19 protein-coding genes are annotated in these 21,418 nt (G+C 68.7%); 8 read left to right on the forward strand and 11 right to left on the reverse strand.

From position 1 onward, the window contains the following. Positions 1-84 precede the first annotated feature (84 nt). The gene (locus QSJ30_RS13045; protein ID WP_285609930.1) at positions 85-330 is read right to left on the reverse strand and encodes an ArsR/SmtB family transcription factor; all 246 of its coding nucleotides are present in this window, start codon (positions 328-330) and stop codon (positions 85-87) included. Between the two features lie 226 nt (positions 331-556). On the opposite strand from QSJ30_RS13045, the gene QSJ30_RS13050 reads away from it, so the two are divergent. After that, positions 557-880, forward strand: a complete 324-nt coding sequence (locus QSJ30_RS13050; protein ID WP_285609936.1) for a hypothetical protein — start codon at positions 557-559, stop codon at positions 878-880. Here the strand turns inward: QSJ30_RS13050 and QSJ30_RS13055 are convergent. From QSJ30_RS13055 to QSJ30_RS13090, 8 genes are all read right to left on the reverse strand, one after another. Further along, the gene (locus tag QSJ30_RS13055) at positions 877-1,833 is read right to left on the reverse strand and encodes a YihY/virulence factor BrkB family protein (RefSeq protein WP_285609938.1); all 957 of its coding nucleotides are present in this window, start codon (positions 1,831-1,833) and stop codon (positions 877-879) included. The genes QSJ30_RS13050 and QSJ30_RS13055 overlap by 4 nt on opposite strands. 8 nt (positions 1,834-1,841) lie before the next feature. Beyond that, positions 1,842-2,042 (reverse strand): hypothetical protein, encoded by a 201-nt coding sequence (locus QSJ30_RS13060; RefSeq protein WP_026852224.1) that lies wholly within the window; start codon positions 2,040-2,042, stop codon positions 1,842-1,844. Positions 2,043-2,136: 94 nt separating this feature from the next. Further along, complete coding sequence (lon, locus tag QSJ30_RS13065) at positions 2,137-4,569, reverse strand: endopeptidase La (protein WP_285609942.1); 2,433 nt, start codon at positions 4,567-4,569, stop codon at positions 2,137-2,139. A 14-nt stretch (positions 4,570-4,583) separates the two neighbouring features. Continuing rightward, positions 4,584-5,828 carry an ATP-dependent Clp protease ATP-binding subunit ClpX gene (gene clpX / locus QSJ30_RS13070; protein WP_285609944.1) on the reverse strand — a complete coding sequence of 415 codons (1,245 nt, stop codon included), beginning with the start codon at positions 5,826-5,828 and terminating at the stop codon, positions 4,584-4,586. A gap of 21 nt (positions 5,829-5,849) precedes the next feature. Next, positions 5,850-6,320, reverse strand: coding sequence for a GreA/GreB family elongation factor (locus tag QSJ30_RS13075; RefSeq protein ID WP_285609946.1), 471 nt, complete (start codon positions 6,318-6,320; stop codon positions 5,850-5,852). Positions 6,321-6,370: 50 nt separating this feature from the next. After that, a complete protein-coding gene (locus QSJ30_RS13080) occupies positions 6,371-7,351 on the reverse strand; it encodes a lysophospholipid acyltransferase family protein (protein ID WP_285609953.1) in 981 nt (326 codons plus the stop codon). 67 nt (positions 7,352-7,418) lie between these two features. Next, positions 7,419-8,516: a glycosyltransferase family 9 protein gene (locus QSJ30_RS13085; RefSeq protein WP_285609955.1), complete on the reverse strand. Its 1,098-nt coding sequence runs from the start codon at positions 8,514-8,516 to the stop codon at positions 7,419-7,421. A 20-nt stretch (positions 8,517-8,536) separates the two neighbouring features. Beyond that, on the reverse strand, positions 8,537-9,838 hold the full coding sequence (locus QSJ30_RS13090; RefSeq protein ID WP_285609957.1) for an arginine deiminase: 1,302 nt from the start codon (positions 9,836-9,838) through the stop codon (positions 8,537-8,539). A 198-nt stretch (positions 9,839-10,036) separates the two neighbouring features. Here QSJ30_RS13090 and QSJ30_RS13095 point away from each other — a divergent pair, with 198 nt between their 5' ends. Continuing rightward, entirely contained in the window at positions 10,037-10,618 is a 582-nt protein-coding gene (locus tag QSJ30_RS13095; protein ID WP_285609960.1) for a peroxiredoxin, read from the forward strand. 151 nt (positions 10,619-10,769) lie between these two features. Continuing rightward, positions 10,770-11,381, forward strand: coding sequence for a lysophospholipid acyltransferase family protein (locus QSJ30_RS13100; protein WP_285609961.1), 612 nt, complete (start codon positions 10,770-10,772; stop codon positions 11,379-11,381). A 3-nt stretch (positions 11,382-11,384) separates the two neighbouring features. Here the strand turns inward: QSJ30_RS13100 and QSJ30_RS13105 are convergent, their stop codons facing one another. Beyond that, the gene (locus QSJ30_RS13105) at positions 11,385-14,255 is read right to left on the reverse strand and encodes a DUF748 domain-containing protein (protein WP_285609964.1); all 2,871 of its coding nucleotides are present in this window, start codon (positions 14,253-14,255) and stop codon (positions 11,385-11,387) included. A 153-nt stretch (positions 14,256-14,408) separates the two neighbouring features. Between QSJ30_RS13105 and QSJ30_RS13110 the strand changes: the two genes are divergently transcribed. From QSJ30_RS13110 to QSJ30_RS13120, 3 genes are all read left to right on the forward strand, one after another. Continuing rightward, positions 14,409-15,728 (forward strand): cyclic 2,3-diphosphoglycerate synthase, encoded by a 1,320-nt coding sequence (locus QSJ30_RS13110; RefSeq protein WP_285609966.1) that lies wholly within the window; start codon positions 14,409-14,411, stop codon positions 15,726-15,728. 68 nt (positions 15,729-15,796) lie between these two features. Then, entirely contained in the window at positions 15,797-16,861 is a 1,065-nt protein-coding gene (locus tag QSJ30_RS13115) for an NADH:flavin oxidoreductase/NADH oxidase (protein ID WP_285609967.1), read from the forward strand. A 333-nt stretch (positions 16,862-17,194) separates the two neighbouring features. Beyond that, on the forward strand, positions 17,195-17,374 hold the full coding sequence (locus QSJ30_RS13120; protein WP_285609969.1) for a CsbD family protein: 180 nt from the start codon (positions 17,195-17,197) through the stop codon (positions 17,372-17,374). 242 nt (positions 17,375-17,616) lie between these two features. Here the strand turns inward: QSJ30_RS13120 and QSJ30_RS13125 are convergent, their stop codons facing one another. Then, positions 17,617-18,321 (reverse strand): ComF family protein, encoded by a 705-nt coding sequence (locus tag QSJ30_RS13125; RefSeq protein ID WP_285609971.1) that lies wholly within the window; start codon positions 18,319-18,321, stop codon positions 17,617-17,619. 113 nt (positions 18,322-18,434) lie between these two features. Here QSJ30_RS13125 and QSJ30_RS13130 point away from each other — a divergent pair, with 113 nt between their 5' ends. Both QSJ30_RS13130 and QSJ30_RS13135 read left to right on the forward strand, forming a co-directional pair. Next, positions 18,435-19,943 carry an amino acid permease gene (locus QSJ30_RS13130; RefSeq protein ID WP_285609973.1) on the forward strand — a complete coding sequence of 503 codons (1,509 nt, stop codon included), beginning with the start codon at positions 18,435-18,437 and terminating at the stop codon, positions 19,941-19,943. A 9-nt stretch (positions 19,944-19,952) separates the two neighbouring features. Next, the gene (locus QSJ30_RS13135) at positions 19,953-21,416 is read left to right on the forward strand and encodes a heparan-alpha-glucosaminide N-acetyltransferase domain-containing protein (RefSeq protein WP_285609974.1); all 1,464 of its coding nucleotides are present in this window, start codon (positions 19,953-19,955) and stop codon (positions 21,414-21,416) included. Positions 21,417-21,418 lie beyond the last annotated feature (2 nt).

The following is a 21,418-nucleotide window of genomic DNA, read 5'->3' on the forward strand; positions in this document are numbered from 1 at the left end:
AACGGAGGAGGGGCCCTGGATCCGGTCCATGCCGGTTTTTTTATCGTAGAATTACGATTTAGTAAGCCAAAAAAATTGAACGTTCTAGAACACTCGTCCCACCAGGGTCCGGAACCATGCTGTGTTCTCCGGAGAGAGCTCGTAGCACACCGATGGGCCATCCACTTCACCCTTGATCCAGCCGGCCTCCCGAAGAACCTTCAAGTGCTGGGAGACCGTGGCCTGGGCGATGGGCAGGTGATCCACGATCTCTCCGGTGATGCAGCCCGGATGGGTGACCAGGAACTTCAGGATCTGGAAGCGCAGCGGGTTTCCGGCAGCTTTCATCATCTGGATGAAACGGACCTCGTCCTTTTCCCCGATCGCGAGGTTGCAGCAGCGAGGAGGGACGAACCCCCGGGTTCGGTTCATATCGTAATAATACGATATAAAAAGCACGTGTCAAGATGGGCGCCCGGCCAGCAGGACGGTTCGCCCCGCTTCGGAAGACACCCTTCAGGGGGTTGACGATCCGCCCGGCTGCGCCTTTCATCGGGGGACCAGCCAGGAGGCCCCCATGATCGCCCGCCTGTGGCACGGCCGCATCCCCTCCGCCCGGAAGGAGGCCTACCGGGACTTCCTCCGCGCCCGGGCCATCCCCGACTACCAGTCCACCCCCGGGAACCGCGCCGTCTTCATCCTGGAGCGCGAGGAGGAGGGGGTCGCGCACTTCCAGACCCTCACCTTCTGGGAGGATCTCGACGCCATCCGCCGCTTCGCGGGCGATCCCGTGGAGACGGCGAAGTACTACCCCGAGGACCGGGACTTCCTGCTGGAGTTCGAGCCCACGGTGACCCACTGGGAGGTGGCCGGCCAGTCCGGGCCGGGCCTGGTTCCCTAGGGCCGCCCGATCGGCTCCCCCTTCGCCCGCAGCCACGACGGCACGGGGGTGGCGCCGGTCTCGTGGCGGTAGAAGGCGGCGGTGATCTCGGCGCCGAGCAGCAGGATGGCGCAGCTGTAGTAGAGGAAGGTCAGGCCGGCGACGATGCCCAGCAGCGAGCCGTACATGATGCCCCAGGTCATGGTGTGCTTGAGGTAGACGCCGAAGCCCCACTTGGCCAGCCACCACATGGCCGTGGAGATGCCCGCGCCCAGGAAGGCGTGGCGGAACTTCACGTGCAGGCGGGGGAGGTGCTGGAGCACCACCGTCACCACGACCAGCCCGATCAGGGGGGCCAGGTAGGGCAGGAAGTCCGTCTGCTTCAGGGGCATGAACCGCCGCAGGGCGCCGCCGAGGAGCACGGCCAGGAAGACGACCGTCGACAGCAGCCCGCCCACCAGGAAGGTCACCTGGCGCAGCAGGTGGTTCTTGCGGGTCTGCCGGTGCTTCTTGATCCGCAGGCCGAAGACATGGGCCAGGCTGGTGTCCAGCTGGCTGATGCCCCAGTAGCTGCCGAAGAGCAGCACGCCCCAGGAGAGGCCCATGCCGCCGATCTTCTGGCTGTTGGCCAGGGCGTCGATGACGAACTCCCGGGGCAGGTAGGGCACGATCTCCTGCAGCGTCCTCAGCGTGCCGGGACCGTAGGCGCGGCTGCCCAGGATGGCGCCGAGCAGCTTGAAGAGCAGCGTGGACAGCGGCACCAGGCTGACGATCAACCAGAAGCTGAGCCCTGCTGCATAGCTCAGGCAGTCGTCCTTGTGGTACTTACCCAGCACCTCCACGGTGAAGGCTCCCGCCCGGCCCAGAGGCGGCACCGCCCGGGCGACCTCGTGCCAGAGCACCCCCAGGCCGCGGCAGATCCGCTCCAGGGTGGCGACCAGGTTGGCCCAGTGACCCAGGACCTTCTCGACCACGGCGGCTCCTAGAAGCGGACGGGATGCCGGGGCAGCAGGTACATCAGCCAGGCCAGCACCAGGCCGATGCCGATGAGCCCCGCCGCATGCTTGAGGATCGAGGCCCGCGTCCGCTCCGGCCGCGTCGTCGGATGCAGGAGCCCCAGCACTAGTGAGATGCCGAGCCCCATGACGACGAAGTGGATGACATGGCTGGAGAGAAAGCGCATGGCATCAGGCTATCAGCTATCAGCTGTCAGCTGTCAGCCTCCCAGCGGTCGCCTCGCCCCAAACTGATAGCTGAAAGCCGACAGCTGACAGCCCTTACTGCGTTGCCGGATTCTCCCGGGCAGGACCCGGGGAGGCCGGAGCGCTCGCCTCGGGACCGAGGGGTACCGGCATGCGGGTGAGGGCCAGCTGGATGACCTCGTCCATGTGGCTCACGAGGTGGATGCTGAGCTGTTCGCGGACCTCGGCGGGGATCTCCTCCAGGTGGCGGGCGTTCCCGCTGGGGATGAGCACGGCCGTGCGGCCCTGGCGGTGGGCGGCCAGGAGCTTCTCCTTCAGCCCGCCGATGGGCAGCACGCGGCCCCGCAGGGTCAGCTCGCCGGTCATGGCCAGGTCCGCCCGGGCGGGGATGCCCGTCAGCACGGAGATCAGGGCCGTGGCCAGGGTGATGCCGGCGCTGGGGCCGTCCTTGGGGATGGCGCCCTCGGGCACATGGACGTGGAGGTCCACGGTGTCCAGGAAATCGCGCTTCAGGCCCAGCCGCTCGGCCCGGGCGCGGACGTAGCTGAGGGCCAGGTTGGCACTCTCCTGCATGACCTCGCCCAGCTTGCCCGTAAGCTTGAGGACGCCCTTGCCCGGCAGCACGGCAGCCTCGATGGTGAGCAGATCGCCGCCCGTGGGCGTCCAGGCCAGGCCATTCACCAGGCCGGGCGGGGCCGAGTCCTCGGCGCGGGTCTCCAGGAACTTCTCGGGCCCCAGCAGCTTCGGCACGCGCTCGGCGGTGATGAGGGGATCGAAGGCCTCGCCCGCCGCATCCGACAGGTGGGGCTGGAGGGTGTGCCGCGCGAGCTTGCGGAGGATGTTGGCGATCTCGCGCTCCAGCTGGCGCACGCCCGCCTCGCGGGTGTAGGCCTGCACCAGCTTCTCCAGCGCGGCCGGCTCGAAGTGCACGCCCATGTCCTTCATGCCGTGGCCCTCGAGGGCGCGGGGGAGGAGGTGCTGCTCGGCGATGGCCAGCTTCTCCTTGGTGGTGTAGCCCGAGAGCTCCAGCACCTCGAGGCGGTCGTCCAGGGGTTCGGGGATCTGGTGGCGCATGTTGGCCGTGGCCAGGAAGAGCACCTGGCTGAGGTCGAAGCCCACGTCCAGGTAGTGGTCCTGGAAGGCGGCGTTCTGCTCGGGGTCCAGCACCTCCAGCAGGGCGCTGCTCGGGTCGCCGCGGAAGTCCGAGGCCATCTTGTCGATCTCGTCCAGCAGCATGAGCGGGTTCCGCACCTTCGCCTTCTTCATCAGCGCGATGATGCGACCCGGCATAGAGCCGATGTAGGTGCGCCGGTGGCCGCGGATCTCGGCCTCGTCGCGCACGCCGCCAAGGGAGAGCCGCACGAACGGCCGGTTCAGGGCCCTGGCGATGCTGCGGGCCAGGGAGGTCTTGCCGACGCCCGGGGGGCCCACCAGGCAGAGGATGGGTCCGCGGAGGGGGGGGCGGGCGCCTTCCACCCCGTTCTCGCCCTTCTGCAGCCGCGCCATGACGGCAAGGTGCTCGAGGATGCGGGCCTTGATCTTGTCGAGGCCCGAGTGGTCCTCGTCCAGCACCCGCTCGGCCTCCATGAGATCCAGGCGCTCGTCGGCCAGGGCCTTCCAGGGCAGGGCCAGCAGCCAGTCCAGGTAGGTGCGGCTCACGGTGGCCTCGGCGCTCTGGGGCGGCATGGCGTCCAGGCGCTCCAGCTCCTCCAGGGCCTTGGCCTTGGCCTCGGCGCTCATGCCCGCGGCCTCGATCTGGTCCTTGAGGCGGGCGGACTCGTCCTTCTCTTCCTTCTTGCCCAGCTCCTGCTGGATGACGCGCATCTTCTCGTTCAGCACGTACTGCTTGTGGTCCTGGTCCAGGCGCTGCCGGGTCTTCTCGTCGAGCGTGCGATCCACCTCGGAGCGGGCGGCATCCAGCTCCAGCAGCCGCATCAGGGCTTCGAGCCGGGGCCCGATCTCAAGCTGCTCCAGGATCTCCTGCTTCTGGCTCACCTCGGCGGGCACCAGGCCGGCCACGGTGTCGATGGCCTTGCCCAGGGGCAGCTCGCGGATCTGGTCCAGGCTCAGCAGCCGCGAGGCGTCGGGATTGCGCCCCAGGAAGGCCTCGACCGCCTGGTGGAAGGGCTGGAGGGACTCCCCGGCCGGATGGGTGGGCTCGGCCAGCAGGTAGGCCTCGGCCTGGATGACCTCGCCGCTGTCGTCGTAGCGGCGCAGGTTCACCCGGGCGATGCCCTTCACGCCCACCTTGTAGTAGTCCTTGGGCAGGGCGATGACGGATTCCACCAGGGCCAGCGTGCCGATGGCGAAGAGGTCCTCCTGGCCCGGCGCCTCCACCTTGGCGTCTTTCTGCGTGAGCATCAGGAGGTGGTCGCCGGCCTTGATGGCCAGTTCCAGCGTGCGCACCGAGGGCGAGCGCCCCACCACGAAGGGCACCCGCGCTCCGGGGAACAGCACCATGTCCCGGATGGGGATGGCCGGCAGGGTGAGGGTCTTCGGTACCGCCAAAGGTATTCCCTTCTTCAGCCGGCGGCGGAGATGGGCTGGGAGGGCAGGCCCAGCACTTCTTCCACCTTCTGGCGAGTGATGCGCAGGGACTCGCGCGAGGTGCGCTTGTCCGAGGGCAGCTCGTACATGGGTTCCAGCAGGATCTGCTCCACCAGGCTGCGGAGGCCGCGGGCGCCCAGCTTGCGGGTGAGGGCCTGCTCGGCGATGGCGTCGATGGCCCCGTCCTCGAAGCTCAGGTCCACGTCATCCATGTCGAAGAGCTTCACGAACTGCTTGGTGATGGCGTTCTTGGGCTGGGTGAGGATGGCCACCAGGGCCTCGCGGTCCAGGGGCGACAGGCCCGCCACCACGGGCAGGCGGCCCACCAGCTCGGGGATGAGGCCGAACTTGATGATGTCCTCGGGCTCCACCAGGCGCAGCAGGTTCTCCTTGTCCTCTTTCGACGAGGGCGTGGAGCCGAAGCCCACGGCCTTGGCGCGGATGCGCTGCTTGATGATGTCCTCGATGCCCACAAAGGCGCCGCCGCAGATGAACAGGATGTTGCTCGTGTCCAGCTGGATGAACTCCTGGTGCGGGTGCTTGCGGCCCCCCTGGGGCGGCACGTTGGCAACGGTGCCCTCCACCAGCTTGAGCAGGGCCTGCTGCACGCCCTCGCCGCTCACGTCGCGGGTGATGCTGGGGTTCTCGCTCTTGCGGCCCACCTTGTCGATCTCGTCGATGAAGACGATGCCGCGCTGGGCCCGCTCCACGTCGTAGTTGGCGGCCTGGAGCAGCTTGGTGAGGATGTTCTCCACGTCCTCGCCCACGTAGCCGGCCTCGGTCAGCGTGGTGGCGTCGGCCATGGCCAGGGGCACGTCCAGGAAGCGCGCCAGGGTCTGGGCCAGCAGGGTCTTGCCCGTGCCCGTGGGGCCCAGCAGCAGGATGTTGCTCTTGGAGAGCTCCACCTCGGGGCCGCCCAGGGCCTTCCGGGGGGTGACGATGCGCTTGTAGTGGTTGTAGACCGCCACGCTCAGGCGCTTCTTGGCGGATTCCTGGCCGATGACGTAGTCGTCCAGGAAGCCCTTGATCTCCTTGGGGCGGCTGAGCCGGGCGTCGGGCTTGCCCAGGGGCTTGCCCTGGCGGCTCATGCGCAGCTGGAGCTGGCCCGCCTCCAGGCATTCGTTGCAGATGAAGGCCTCGGGTCCGGCGAGGAGCTGCTCGACCTCGTGGGGCTCCTTGCCGCAGAAAGAGCATTTCTGCTCGCGCTTGTACTTATTCACAGTTCCCCCCCTGGGGCTCGCTTAGGCTACATCGTGAATGGTCTTCAGTTCCAGGATCTCGAAGCGCCGGGCACCCGCGGGGATCTGGACCCGCACTTCACTGCCCTCTTCCTGGCCCACCAGCGCCATGCCGATGGGGGAGCTGATGCTGAGATGCTGCGGGTGGCCATCGAGTTCCTCGGGGAGCACCAGCTTGAAGGTGAACTCCTCCTCGGAATCCAGGTCCAGGATCGTGACTTTGGAGCCGTAGGCGGCCCGGGACTTGGGCAGCCGGCTGATGTCCAGGCTGGCCACTTCGGAGATGCGCTTCTCGAGGGTGACCAGCTTGTTCTGGAACATGTCGCGCTTGGCGAGGGCCTGCTCGTATTCGGCATTTTCCGAGAGGTCGCCCTGGCCGGCCGCGCGGGCGATCTCCTGGGGGATGTCCACCAGGAGGGCCTGCTTGATGTCCTTGAGTTCCTGTTCGAGCTTCACAAGCACGTGCTTGGGCATGGGGATGTCCTGGAAAGGGAGGTCAAAAAAAGGCGGGCCGAAGGGCCCGGTCAAACAAGGGGTGGTTGAATCGATTCTACCCACTCCCGGGGCGGAAGCGGAGCCGGGAGGGGATGGCCTTCCCCGGGCCGGGTCTTGAAGCGGCGGTGCATCCAGAACCACCAGCGGGGGTCCTTGCGGATCTGGGCCTCGATGCGGGCGGTCATGAGCTGAGTGGCCACCCAGGCGTCCCGGGCCGCGTCCCCGGTGACCGGCACCTGGAAGGGGGGCTCGAAGCGCACGGTGGTGGTGCCGTCCGGGTTGGGCCAGCTGAAGACCGGCAGCACCGGTAGGTCATAGCGGGCGGCCAGGCTGCCCGCGGTGGAGAAGGTGGAGGCCCACTGGCCCAGGAACCGGACGAACACGCCGCTGGTGAGCGCGTCCTGGTCCAGCAGGAAGCCTACGCCCCGCCCCGCCTTGAGGGCCTTCAGCGTGTCGCGCATGGCGCCGTCCTTGAGGATCACCCGGTTGCCGAACCGGGTGCGGAAGGCCAGGGAGATGGGCTCCAGCAGGGGGTTGTCCAGCTCCCGCCCGATGGCGTCAATGGTACGGCCGTGCCGGCTCTGGGCCAGGGCGACCGCTTCCCAGTTGCCGTAGTGGCCCGTCAGCTGGATGAAGCCCCTGCCGGCGGCCTGAACGGCATCGAAATGTTCCAGTCCCTCGACTTTGATCCAGCGATCGAGCTCCTCGGGCGTGGCGCGGCGCAGGCGCAGCAGGCTGACGAAGAGCGACCCGAAGTGCCGGAAGCAGGCCCGGGACAGGGCCCGGGTCCCGGTCTCGGACAGGCCCAGATCCGCGGAGCGCATGTTTTCGCGGACGATGCGGCGGTGCCGGGGGTCCGTCAGGTAGAACAGGGTGCCGGCCCCCTCGCCCAGGGCCTGGACCGTGGCCCAGGGCAGGCGGCCGATGACTCCGTCCAGCAGGCGGAACAGGCCGTATTCCAGGCGATGTCTGAGCGTGGGCCGGAGGTCCGATGGGGGGGTGGGGGTCAAGTCAGCCCTAAAAAAAGGGGCGCCTCGGGGGACGAGGCGCGGAGAGATAGTCTAGCAGGAACCTCGCTCAGGATTCTTTCACCAGCATTTCCAGCATTTCCACGACCCTTGCCGGCGGGATGCGGTGGGCGCTGGACCCATGGGTGGGGAACCCGTCCAGGACGGCCGGATCGCAGTCCACGTCCGGCCCCCGCAGCGGCAGGGCCCGGGGCCCGATGGGGTTCACCCAGACCTCGGGGCTGGGCCCGAAGAGCGTGACCGTGGGCCGGCCGGTGGCGGCGGCCGTGTGGGCCAGGCCCGTGTCGATGGCCACGTTGCCCCAGGCCGCGGCCTGGATGGCGCAGGCTTCGGGCAGGGTGGTCTTCCCGGCCAGGTTGATGGCTCCGGGCACCGCCCCGGCCAGGGCCGCGCCGAGGGCCGCCTCGTCAGGCCCACCCAGGAGCACGGGGCGGATGTCCCGGGCCTGGAGCAGCCGCATGAGCTCCGGCCAGGTGCGATCCTCGGGGAACCAGCGCTTGCCGAAGCCCCGGGTGCCGAAGGCCAGGGTCGCGTAGGGCTCCCCGTCCCATCCTTCGGCCCGCAGCTTGTCCGGGCCCTTGTGCCCGCCCAGCAACGCCGGCGTGAGGGGCAGCCAGAGGGCCCGGTCATCGCCTGTGAGGGCTTCGAGCAGGGGCTGGATGCGGGTGGCGATGTGCAGGGGCAGGTTCCGGTAGCGGATGGGGTGGTGGTACAGCAGGCGCAGGTGGTTGTCCGCGATGCCGGCCCGGAGGGGGACCCGGCTCAGCCAGGCGGCGAAGGGCAGGCGCGCGCTCTGGGAGAGGTTCAGGAAGGCCGCGGGCGGGCGCTTGCGCCAGCCCCGCACGAGGGCCCAGGGATCGGGCTTGGCCGCCCCGCCGCCCTCGATGTGGGCCTCGGCGATGAAGGCGGGATCGGCCTCGGACAGCAGGGCGGCGCCGATGTGGTGGCCCACGGCGATCCACCGCAACTGGACGCCCCGCTCCGCCGCCACGGCGTTCCAGTGGTGCTGGAGGGTGCGCAGGAAGGGCAGCGTCATCACCACGTCGCCGAGCTGGCGGGGGAAGCGGATCCACACCTCGGGCGCGGCCCCTCCGGCCAAGGCCTGGTCGAAGCGGGCCAGGGCCGGGTGCCGGCTGGCGGCGCTCATGCGTCCTCCCGGACCGGTGCTCAAGAGCCCTCCCGGGCCAGGGGCATGGTCATGCAGCGGGGTCCGCCCCGGGCGCGGCTCAGCTCGCCGGCCTCGATCTGGACCAGGTACTTCTGCCCGTCCAGCAGGTCCAGGGCAGGGTCCGCCAGGACCTCCTTCGCGTTCAGCACCCGGTAGCCGGCCCGGTCCAGGGCCTCGGCCGTGGCGAGGTTGCGGCCGTAGCTGGTGATGACGCCCGGCGCCAGGCAGAAGGCGTTGGCCCCGTCGGTCCACTGCTCCCGCTGCTGGAGGATGAAGTCGTTCCCGCCGCAGAAGATGGGCCGGAGGTCGATGCCCACACGCTTCAGGGCCTTCAGCAGGCTCGGGTGGGTGCTCATCCGCAGCTCGGGATGCCGCAGGTCGATGCTGGTGACGTTCAGCAGCTCCCGGCTGCCCTCCACGAAGTAGGGCGGGTAGACCAGGCACTCAGCCTCGCTGGTGCGGGTGAAGATGGTGTCCAGATGCATGGCGCTGCGCTTCTTGGGCATGAGCACCATGAGCAGGTGGTCGAAGCTGCTGTCGTCCTCGGCCCGGTGGGCGCGGAGGCTCTCGGCCAGCAGGTGGATGGCGTCGGCCTGGGTGCGCTCGGAGCAGCCCACGGCCAGCACCTTGTGGCTCAGCACCAGGATGTCGCCACCCTCCATGCTCACGGGGGCCTTGATCTCGCCCCGGATCAGGGGCGTCACCTGGTCGAACCACTTGTCGTGCTCGGTGTGGTGCTTCAGCCGCGGATGGTGCCGGAAGACGTAGCTGAGGATCAGGGGCTCGCGCTCCCGGGCCCAGGTGGCCATGGAGTTCACGCTGTAGCCGTCGCCGATGACCGAGGCGGGATCCCGCATGAACAGGAGGTTCGGGATGGGCCGCACCCGGTAGTCGAACTCCTCCTCCCAGTGCGTGTGGCTCGGCATGTCGTCCCAGGGCAGGCCGCCGATGACGCTGCGGGCCGTGTCCGCCGGGGCCATGTCGCGCAGCAGGTTGCAGGTGTCGTCCGGCAGGCCCACCAGGCGCCGCAGGTCCTCCACGAAGGCCAGCTTCACCCCTTCATCCTGCAGGGCCTCGATGAACAGGTCCTGGATGTCCAGCACCTCATCCGCCACCCGGGCCAGCACCTGGCGGAACTGGGCGTGCTCCTGGCGGGCGAGATCGCCGTAGAGGATGTCGTCGAAGAGCAGCTTCTCCATCATCCCCGGCACCATCTGATCCACTTCGGGGCCGGGGTTGTGGACCACCACCTGCTTGAGGCGGGCGGTCTCGGAGAACACGGAGAGCTGGATGGGCTGCATGCGGGGGCCTCGGGGGTCCTGAAACCCCGCAGATTAGCACGGAAGCCCTGTCCCATCTGCATCTGCGTCGTTCAGTTGACCCCGGGGTTCGATATACTTTACCGATTTGGTCGGATATTTTCCTTGAACCGCCGTAGGGGGCGTCATAGCCTGATTATTCCCAATGAAACCCGGGGCAAGACCCCTTTTGGAGGCTCCATGGCCGCATTCGTCACCCAGACCGCTCCCGACTTCAAGGCCGATGCCCTGGTCAACGGCGAGTTCAAGCAGATCTCGCTGTCGGACTACAAGGGCAAGAAGGTCGTCCTCTTCTTCTACCCCCTCGACTTCACCTTCGTCTGCCCCACCGAGATCCTGGCCTTCGCCGACGCCCTCAAGGAGTTCGAGGCCCGCCACACCCAGGTCATCGGCGTGAGCGTCGATTCCAAGTTCAGCCACCACGCCTGGGTGAACACCCCGCGCAAGGACGGCGGCATCCAGGGCGTGACCTTCCCCCTGGTCTCCGACCTGAACAAGACCATCGCCCAGGACTACAACGTGCTGCTGCCCGCCGGCATCGCCCTGCGCGGCCTGTTCATCATCAACAAGGACGGCATCCTGAAGCACATCACCGTGAACCACAACGACCTGGGCCGCAGCGTGGAAGAGGTCCTGCGCCTCCTCGACGCCGTGGACTTCAGCGAAGAGCACGGCGAAGTCTGCCCCGCCAACTGGCACAAGGGCGAGAAGGCCATGAAGCCGACGACCGATGGCCTCAAGGCCTACGTGGCGTCGAAGTAGCTATCGGCTATCAGCGGTCGGCTGTCAGCAATCAGAGAGAGGGGCGCCGCAAGGCGCCCCTCCTGCATCTGACTTACCTTCCGGAAAGGGCGACCCCGGTTAATCTGTGGGCCCCCTCCTTCCGGACGAGACCACCTTCACGAGGAAGCGCTTGCAGAAGCCACTGGAATTCCCGATCACGCCCGCGGTCCTCCACCAGCCCCGGGGCTGGGTGTGGCGGGCCATCGGGCGGGTCTACCTGCGGCTGGCCGGCTGGCGCATCGAAGGGACCTTCCCGGCGGAGCCCAAGTTCGTCACCATCGTGGCCCCCCACACCTCGAACTGGGACTTCGCGCTGGGCGTGGCCGTGGTCTTCGCGTTGGAGCTGCGCGTCTCCTGGCTCGGCAAGCACTCCCTCTTCCAGACCCCGCTCAGGCGCTTCTTCTTCTGGCTGGGCGGCATCCCCGTGGATCGCCGGGCGGCCCACGGGGTGGTGGACGCCTGCGTGAAGGCCTTCGAGGGCGCTCCCGCCCGCCTGCTGGCCCTGGCCCCCGAAGGCACCCGGAAGGGCGTGAGCCAGTGGAAGTCCGGCTTCTACCGGATCGCCATTGCGGCCGACGTGCCCATCTGGCCCGTGGGGTTCGACTTCCGCGACCATGTGGTCCGCCTGATGCCCGTGTTCCGGCCCACCGGCGACCTGGAGGCGGACCTGCCCCACATCCAGGCCCTGTTCAACGGCGTGCACGGCCTGCGGGAACGCGCCGGCCGCGGCACCCGGGCCTGACGGCTAGTTGAGGCTGAACGCCACGACCGCGCCCTTGGCCTGGCCGCTCCGCACCTGGAAGACCCGGGCCGGATCGGCCTTGCCGGTGTCCAGCAGCCAGCTGAGGACGCCCTTGGCCCGGGCGTCCGCCAGCTGGGTGAGGGCGGCGGGATCCACCTTCTGGGCGCCCAGCAGGCGCTGCTCCATCTCCGCGGGGGGCGGAGGCGGAGTCGGCTGGGTGCCCTTGATCTCCTTCGGCGCGGGGAACGTGGCGTCGTAGGCAACCTTCAGCCAGCGTTCCCGCTCGGCCGGGGGCACCGCGGCTTCTTCCGTGAGCTTCAACCCCTGGGTCCGGGTGCGGCGCAGCAGGGCCTCCAGGGCGGCCTTCCGCAGGGCGCCGCCATCCTGGCCTTCATCCACCGCGCCCTCCGCCTCCAGCCTCAGCTCGGGCCGTTCCTGCAGGGCCTTGGCCAGGGCCTGGAGCTTCGTGGTGGCCGCGGCATCCAGGGCCGCCGCACCGGGTGCGAAGGCCACACTGCTGAGGTCGCCCGCATCACTGCCGAAGAGCTTGCCGATGAGGGTGAAGGGCGAGGTGGCGATCTTTCCCAGCAGGTTGAAGACGGCCTTCCACACCAGCTTGCCGTACTTCACGTCGGGATCGTCGAGGTTGCCCTCAATGGGCAGGTCGAAGGCGATGACGCCCTTGCGGTCCCGCAGGATCGCCAGGCCCAGCTTCACGGGGAGGCCCGTGGCATCCGGGCTCTGGACCTTCTCGCCCAGGTAGAACTGGTCGAGCTTCACGGCGTTCTCAGATTTCAGATTCCGGCGGTCGATGCGCAGGTGGGAATCCAGGACGAGCTTGCCCTTCTGCACGGTGTAGCCCAGGTACTTGCCGGTGTAGGGCGTGAAGTCCGTGAGGTCCGCGCCCTGGATCTTCAGGATCACATCCGTATCCAGGTCGCTGCGCAGGGGCATGGCATGGCCCGTGATGGTGATGGGCGCCAGTCCGCCGGCCCGGCCCTTGAAATCGACCTTGGACGAGGCATCGGGGCGGCTGGACAGGCCCAGGTAGCTGCCCTCCAGGTCGCTGAGCACCAGGGCCGCATTGGGCTGCAGGGAGCGGTCGATGTAGCTGAGGCGGCCCCCGGTGATGCCGAAGGTCACAATGGTCAGATCCGGGGCGCCGGCGGGCGTGGCCGGCAGGACGGCGGCGGTCGGGGCGGCGGGCTTGCCTTCCGGGGCCAGCCGCAGGGCCCGGGCCACGTTGGTGCTGCCATCGGCTTCCACCACCACCCGCCCTTCGGGATCGGTCCAGACCACCGTCTTGATGGTCATGGCGAAGGGCGCCGTGCGGACCTCGGCCCCGGACAGGCTCAGCTGCTTCCAGCGCAGGAAGGACTCATTCAGGGCCGTGTCGCGGGCCTCGAGGCCCTGCACGGAGGCGGCGCCCTGATAGGTCATGCCATCGGTCCGGCGCCCCTCGAAGGCGAAGCGCATGCGGCCATCGATCCCCAGCTTCCCCGAGGCGATGCGCAGATCCAGGGCCGAATCCAGGTAGGGATCCCAGGGCGCCAGGTCCAGCCCCTGGGCCTTCAGCTGGAGGTCGCCGGTGCCCTTGAAGGGGGCCAGGGTCCCCTCGGCCTTCAGGGAGCCGGCACCCAGCTTCAAGTCCAGCGAGGCCTGGCTGGAGGCCTTGGGATCCAGGCTCAGGTCCCTCCAGTGCAGGTTCACATCCGTGGCCTCGACCTTCACCGGGCGCGCGGGACCCAGGTCCTCCCAGCCCAGCCGGAAGCCCCGCAGGGCCAGGTCGCCGATCCGGAGCTGGAGGGGCTTCTCGTCAGGTTTCTTCGCCTTGGGCCTGGGCGGCGCGAAGAGCCGCGCCAGGTTCAGGGCCCCGTCCTTCGCGGCCTGGACGCGGACCACGCCCTGCTCCGCCGTGACGGCGCCCAGCTCCACGGAAGGCACCAGCAGGTCGGCCTTGCCGTCGCGGACCTCCAGGCTCGGCAGCTCGATGGCCGGGTCGGCCACGCCCTTCTCGGCGATCTTCAGGTCCTTCAGGTTGAGTTCCAATCCGGACAGCTCCGCCACGTGATGGCCCTTGGACCACTCGAACCGGTACTGGGCCCGCACGGTGCCCGTGCCGCTGCGGATCTCGCTGGAGACCTGCTCCTGCTCGTAGGGGCGGTACTTGGGCAGCGACAGGTTCTCCAGCAGCAGGGTGCCCCGGGAGGCGAAGGGCTGGAAGCCCACGTCCCCCTTCCAGGCCACGTGCTCCCCGGCCTCGGTCCAGGCCTCGAGGGCGACGCCGCTGCGATGCCCGACCACCGTGCGCAGGTTGTCCAGGCGGAAGGCGATGGGGCCCAGCTCCGAATGGAAGGGGGCCGAGGCGGACCGGTCCGTGAACTCCACCCGCCCATCCTGCAGCTGGAAGCGGCGGACGGCGAGGATCCAGGTCGAGGGGGGCGCCGTCTCCCGCGGCTCCGGGCCGTCCTCCTCGAGCAGGTCCTGGAAGTTGAGCCGACCCTCGGCGTCCAGGGCCGCCCGGACCGTCAGGCCGTCCACTTCGATGGCGGTGAAGCCCACCGTGTGGCGGAGGAGGCGCCAGACATCGGGATTCGCATAGACGCGCCGCAGGGTGATCCAGTCGCCGCCGCCCCGCTCGGCCACCCGCAGGCCCTCGAGGGTGGCCCCGAAGGTGAGGGGGTTGAACCGCACCTTCGCGACCGTGACGGGGCGCTTCAGGGCCGCCGAGGCCTGCCGCTCGAGGCGGGGCCTGGCCAGGGCAGGGATCAGGAAGAACCCGGCCAGCAGCCAGAGACCGTAGATCCCCGTCAGCACAAGGATCCACCGGCGCCACCGGCGGAAGAAGGCCGAGAGGGGGGCTGGAATGGGCATGGAAGAAGCATAGACCTTTCCGTCCGGTGTGATTCATGCCACAACCCCATTCTCAAGACACGGCCGGGACGGCTATCCTCCCTGGGTCGCGGTGCCGCCAGGACTGCCATCCCCGAGCGTGTCGGCGCACCGCTGGACCGAGAGGCATGTGTCATGTCGGCACGACGCTTGGTGATCCTGGGAGCCGCCGGACGCGACTTCCACAACTTCAACACCGTGTACCGGGACAACCCCGCGTACCAGGTGGTGGCCTTCACCGCCACCCAGATCCCCGATATCGCGGGCCGCCGCTATCCGGCCGTCCTCGCCGGGAAGCTCTACCCGGACGGCATCCCCATCCTGGACGAGTCGGAGCTGGTGGACCTCATCCACCGCGAGCGGATCGACGCCGCGGTGTTCTCGTACTCCGACGTGCTCCACACTACCGTCATGCACCTGGCCAGCCTCTGCATCGCGCATGGCTGCGACTTCGAGCTGCTGGGCGCGGACAAGACCATGATCCAGTCCACCAAGCCCGTCATCGGCATCACCGCCGTCCGCACGGGCGCAGGCAAGAGCCAGACCACCCGCTACATCAGCAACATCCTCAAGAAGCTCGGCAAGAAGGTCGTGGCCATCCGCCATCCCATGCCCTACGGCGACCTCGCCAAGCAGGCCTGCCAGCGCTTCGCCGACTACGGCGACCTGGACAAGCACGAGTGCACCATCGAAGAGCGCGAGGAGTACGAGCCGCACATCGACAATGGCTTCATCGTCTACGCCGGCGTGGACTACGAACAGATCATCCGCAGTGCGGAAAAGGAGGCGGACGTCATCCTCTGGGACGGCGGCAACAACGACCTGCCCTTCTACAAGAGCGACCTGCACCTCTGCATCGCCGATCCCCTGCGCTCCGGCCACGAGATGGCCTACCATCCTGGCGAAGCCAACTTCCGCATGGCCGACATCATCCTCATCAACAAGTGCGACAGCGCCAAAGAGGCCGACATCAAGGCCATCGAGGCCAACGCCGCCCTGGTGAACCCCAAGGCCCGCGTCATCCGCGCCAACAGCCCCGTGAGCTGCGACAAGCCGGAGATGGTGAAGGGCAAGCGCGCCCTGGTCATCGAGGACGGCCCCACCCTGACCCACGGCTCCATGTCCTATGGCGCCGGCGTGGTGGCCGCCAAGGCCATGGGCGCCCACGAGATCGTGGACCCCACGCCCTACGCCGTGGCCTCCATCGCCGCCACCTACCGCAAGTACCCCAACGCCCAGGGCATCCTGCCCGCCATGGGCTACGGCGACCAACAGGTGAAGGACCTGGAAGCCACCATCGAGGCCACCCCCTGCGACGTGGTGCTCAGCGGCACCCCCATCGACCTCACCCGCGTGCTCAAGGTCTCCAAGCCCATGACCCGCGTCCGCTACGACCTGGCGGAGATCCGGGAGGGGGTGCTGGAGGCGGAGGTGCGGAAGGCACTCCGCATGTAGGCAACACACGGCGGGAGGGGTCTTCGGATCCCTCCCGTTTCAGGTACGCTCGTGGCCCAGGAGTGCCCATGTCCCGCCTTTTCCAGCCCCTCACCCTCCGCGGCCTCACGCTGCCCAACCGCATCGCGGTGTCGCCCATGTGCCAGTACCAGGCCAAGGATGGGGTCGCCAATGACTGGCACCTGGTCCACCTGGGCGGCCTGGCCCAGGGGGGCGCGGGCCTGGTGATGACGGAGGCCACGGCGGTGGTGCCCGAGGGCCGCATCAGCCCGGATGATCTGGGCCTCTGGAACGAGGCCCAGGCCGAGGCCCTGGCCCGCATCGTCCACTTCATCGCCTCCCAGGGCGCCGTACCGGGCATCCAGCTGGCCCATGCCGGCCGCAAGGCTTCCAACCCCGCCCCCTGGAAAGGCAGCGGCAGCCTCTCCCTGGCGGCCGGCGGGTGGACGCCCACGGCGCCCAGCGCCCTGCCCTTCGACGAAGGGTGGACCGTGCCCACGGCCCTGGATGAACCCGGGATCCTGGCCATCATCGAAGCGTTCATGGACGCGGCCCGCCGCGCCGTGGCCGCGGGCTTCCGGGTGATCGAGGTCCACGCCGCCCACGGCTACCTGCTGCACCAGTTCCTGTCGCCCCTGTCGAACCAACGCACCGATGCCTATGGCGGCTCCTTCGAGAACCGGACGCGTCTGGTGCGCGAGGTGGTGGGCGCCCTGCGCAACATCCTGCCCGAGGAGCTGCCCCTCTTCACGCGGATCTCCGCCACGGACTGGGCGGAGGGCGGCTGGACCCTCGACCAGTCCGTGGCCCTGGCCAAGGAGCTGAAGGATCTGGGCGTGGACCTGGTGGACTGCTCCTCCGGGGGCCTCGTGCCCCGCGCCGAGATCCCCCTGGGCCCCGGCTACCAGGTGCCCTTCGCCGCCCGCATCCGCGCCGAGGCGGGCCTCCCCACCGGCGCCGTGGGCCTCATCACCGACGCCGAGCAGGCCGAGCAGATCCTGGCCCAGGACTCCGCCGATCTCATCCTGCTGGGCCGGGAACTCCTCCGTGACCCCCGCTGGCCCCTGCGCGCGGCGAAGACTCTGGGCGCCGACGTCGCCTGGCCCGTCTCCTACCTGCGTGCGCGCAGGTAGGAGTTCGTCGGATGATCGGACCTTTCAAATTGAACGGATGGTCCTCCATCCTGACTGGACCCCGGCCCCGACATCGGCCCGGTGAAGTGGTTTAAAGCATCCAAACAAGATGGATGCCATCGCGGAATAGATATTGCTCCGGAAGGCTCACTTGGGAGGCGCACCTCTTCCAAGGGCCGCCGTAGCGTCTGCTTGAACCCTGGTCGGTAGCCGGTGCGGACGGTGACAGAGACCAGGTCGGATCAGCCAAGAGTCTTGGCTCGGGAGAGCTGCCGTCGCGGCACGGGCCGCGCGCGGTGGAGTGAGGTCAACGCCATCTAAAGGAGAACGGGGATGAAATCCGGCATGAAGGACAAAGTGGCAGGCAAGTACCACGAGGCCAAGGGCAAGGTGAAAGAAGTCACCGGGAAGGTCATCGGCAAACCGAATCTGGAGGAAGAGGGCAAGGAAGAGCAGGCAGCTGGAAAGCTCCAGGAAAAAGTCGGACAGATCAAGACGGTGCTCGGGAAATAGGGCGTCTCGGTTCGACTTGAGCCGAGCTTGGAAAGGATGGATGTATGAGCCTTGGAATGATCGTTCTGATTGTGGTGCTGGTGCTCCTGTTCGGCGGAGGCGGTGGCTACTACTTCAGCCGAAGACGCTAGACAGCCATTCAACCGCCAGCAAAGGAATGCCCCCGGGCCCAGCCCGGGGGCATTCGGCGTGATGCGGGTGATTCGCATGGATACACGGCGTGCGCTGCATGGAAACGCCCCTCACAGCGCCCTGAACAACGTCAGCACGCGCACCTCTGCCGCGCCGCCCTCCTTCAGGGCCTGGGCGCAGCGGAGGAGGGTGGTGCCGGTGGTCCACACGTCATCCACCAGCAGGATGACCCCAGCGGGCACGGCGCCCCGCCGCAGGGTGATGGCCTTCCGCGGCAGGCGGCGGCGCTCGCTTTCGGTGCGCGAGGCCTGACGTCCGCGGAACCAGCCCTTGGCCAGCAGGGGCTTGAAGGGCCGCCCGATCCGGCCCGCCAGCGCCTGGCCCACCTCGGTGCCCAGGTCGAAGCCCCGCAACAGGCGTCGCGGGAGGGCGCTGGGGGCCGAGGTCACCCGGTCCACGTCCGAGATCCAGTCCGGCAGCGGAGCCTGGGTCAGGCGCCGGAGGAGGGCGGCACGCCACCCCGTCTCCCCCTGCTTGATGCCCGGGAGGAGGAGGGCGCCCAGGGGGGGCCGGCCGCCGTGGTAGTCCCACAGGGCATCGCCCAGGTCCCAGGCCACGGCCTCAGGGCAGGCGCCATCGGCATGCACCAGGGCGCAGCGGGGGCACCGGCCTTCGGGAAGCGGCAGCAGACCCCCCCAGCAGCGGGCGCAGAGACCCGCATCGGCCCCCTCCCCCGCAGGGCCCAGGCAGCCCCGGCAGAGGAGCAGATGACCCCGGGCCTCCGTGAGGCGGGGAAGGAGATCGGCCGGGAGCATAGGGCATGATAGCGGTCCGCATTCCCTGCTAGCATCGCCGGAAGCCCCTGGCCCACCATCCCCTGGAATCCCCTTCCGGGTCACCTGCCCCCGGAACGCATGGAGTCTTGTTCATGTCGAACGACCCGCGCCCCGAATCCCAGATCTTCGCCCGCAAGCCCCTGGCCCTCCTGCTGGAAGAGGCCAAGGGCGAGAACCGCCTCCGCCGCGTCCTCGGCCCCGTGCAGCTCACGGCGCTCGGCGTGGGCGCCATCATCGGCGCCGGCATCTTCGTGGCCACGGGGGCCGCGGCCCACAACATCGCCGGCCCCTCGCTGATGGTGTCCTACGTCATCGCGGGCATCACCTGCATCTTCGCGGCGCTCTGCTACGCGGAGTTCGCCGCCATGGTGCCCGTGGCCGGATCCGCCTACACCTACGCCTACGCGACGCTCGGCGAGCTGTTCGCCTGGATCATCGGCTGGGACCTCATCCTCGAATACGGCGTCTCCAGCGCCGCCGTGGCCACGGGCTGGTCCGCCTACTTCCAGAGCGCCGTCAGCAACCTCGGCATCCACATCCCCAAGCTGCTGAGCGAGTCCCCCTGGAAGTACGACCCCGCCACGGGCCACTTCGCATCCACGGGCGCCATGATGAACCTGCCCGCGCTCATCATCGTGGCCATCATCACCGCCATCCTCGTCAAGGGCATCCAGGAGAGCGCCACGTTCAACGGCGTCATGGTGGCCATCAAGGTGGCCGCCGTGCTCTTCGTCATCGGCGTGGGCGCCTTCTTCATCAACACCACCAACTGGCATCCCTTCGCGCCCTTCGGGTGGACGGGCATCAGCTTCTTCGGCCACCACGTGGCCGGCCAGATGGACGGCGGCGGCGCGCCCATCGGCACCATGGCCGGCGCAGCCATCATCTTCTTCGCCTACATCGGCTTCGACTCCGTCTCCACCCATGCGGAAGAGGCCAAGAACCCCCAGCGGGATGTGCCCATCGGCATCATCGTGTCCCTGGTGGTCTGCACCTTCCTCTACATCGCCGTCGTGGCCGTGCTCACGGGCATGGTCAAGTTCGACCGCCTGGACATCAACGCCCCGGTCTCCATCGCCTTCCGCCAGAACGGCATGCCCTGGGCCGAGGGCCTCATCGCCACCGCGGGCGTGGCGGGCATCACCTCCGTGCTGCTGGTGATGATGCTGAGCGGCCCCCGCGTGTTCCTGGCCATGGCCCGGGACGGCCTGCTCCCCAAGGCCACCTTCGGCGACGTGCACCCCAGGTTCCGCACGCCCTGGAAGTCCACCATCCTGGTCGGCCTCTTCGTGGGCGCCCTGGCGGGCTTCCTGCCCATCGACGCGCTGCTGCACCTGGCCAACATCGGCACCCTGCTGGCCTTCGTCATCGTCTGCGCCGCCGTGTTGATCATGCGCAGGAAGCACCCCGAGGCCGAGCGTCCCTTCCGCTGCCCCTGGGTGCCCTTCGTCCCCGTCATGGGCGTGCTCAGTTGCCTCATGCTCATGTTCTCCCTGCCCGTGGCCAACTGGTGGCGCCTCATCGCCTGGCTGGCCCTCGGCTTCGTCATCTACTTCCTCTACGGGAAGAAGCACAGTGTGATGAGGCAGCAGGCCAGCTAGGAACGTCCCATGTCTCTCTGGACTGACCTGACCCCATCCAAGCGCTGCGACTGGATCGACCAGCTGCGGGGCTGGGCGGTCATCGTGATGATCGAAGTGCATGCGGTGAACGTGTGGCTCCACGCCGGCCTGCGGCCCGACTGGCTGAACTACCTGAACGGCCTGGTGGCCCCCAGCTTCACCATGGCGGCGGGCTACAGCCTGGTGATCTCCACCTTCCGCACCGACGGCACCCTGCGCCCCTTCTGGCCCGACACGGCCCGGCGCCTGGGCTTCATCCTCCTCTGCGCCTACGCCCTCCACGCCCCGGGCATCACGGCCGCGGACTGGACCGTGCTCAACACCGCCCAGAAGGCGCGGGAGCTGTTCAAGATCGACGTGCTCCAGTGCATCGTCTTCTCCCTGCTGATCCTCCAGCTCCTGGCCCGGCTGGTGCGGAACCCGCGGATCTTCACCGGCCTCGCCCTGGCGATGGCGGTCTTCGTGCCGCTGATGGCCCCCTCGCTCTGGGCCACGGGCGTGGCGGACGGCCTCTGGCTGCCCGTCCGCGGCCTGTTCAACGGCAACCCCGACCGCGGCGTGCAGGCGCTGTTCCCCCTGTTCCCCTGGATCGCCTTCCCCGCCTTCGGCGCCTTCCTCGGAGGGCTCTACCGGCACTTCCGGGTCATGCCGGTGGAAGGCAAGGCCCTCTGGAGCGAGGCCCGCTTCCTCGCCGGGCTGGCCGTCTTCGGCGCCCTGCTGCTGGCCTGGGGCGCCTCCGCCCAGCACGCCTGGCTCTGGGGCGGTCAGTGGCTCCAGCAGAACGGCGTGTGGCTGCTGCACAGCAAGTCCGGCGCCTTCACCTACGCCGAGCTGGGCGCCATCGCCAACACCACCCTGCCCAGCGTGGCTGCCCGCCTCGGCTGGATCATGCTGGGCGGCAGCCTCATGGGCGCCATCGAGCTCCTGCGCCCCAGGTGGAAGGGGCCCAACCCCATCAAGGCCGCCAGCGGCGAATCGCTGCTGCTCTACATGCTCCACCTCAACCTGATCTTCAGCTTGCTGCTGGCGCCCGCCGTCGTCGCCCTCACCGGCTGGGGCTGGGGCGACCTGGGCTGGACCGGCACGCTGCTGCTGACCGCCGCGATCATCGCCCTGAACCTCGCCGTCGGCGTCTGGTGGCAACAGGTGCGGGCCACCCCCGACCGCATGCGCCGCCTCCAGCACCAGGCCGTGGCCGGGCTGGGCATCTGGTTCGTGCTGGGCGGCTGGTGGACCTTCCGCCACTTCCTCCGGAGCCCCGAGCTGGCGAAGGAGCCCTATGCGTTCCTGAACGCCGCCCGGGCCCGCAAGGGACTGCCGCCCACGCCCGACGGCCTCTGCCGCGACCCGGAGGAATACTTCCGCGAGGCCGAGCGGCTGAAGCTGCACCTCAGCGCCGAAGCCAGGGCGGATGTGGCCCGGCGAATCCTGGCCAGGCAGGAAACCCGTTAGAA

Origin of the sequence: Geothrix edaphica (assembly GCF_030268045.1) — a bacterium.
Classification (GTDB): domain Bacteria; phylum Acidobacteriota; class Holophagae; order Holophagales; family Holophagaceae; genus Geothrix; species Geothrix edaphica.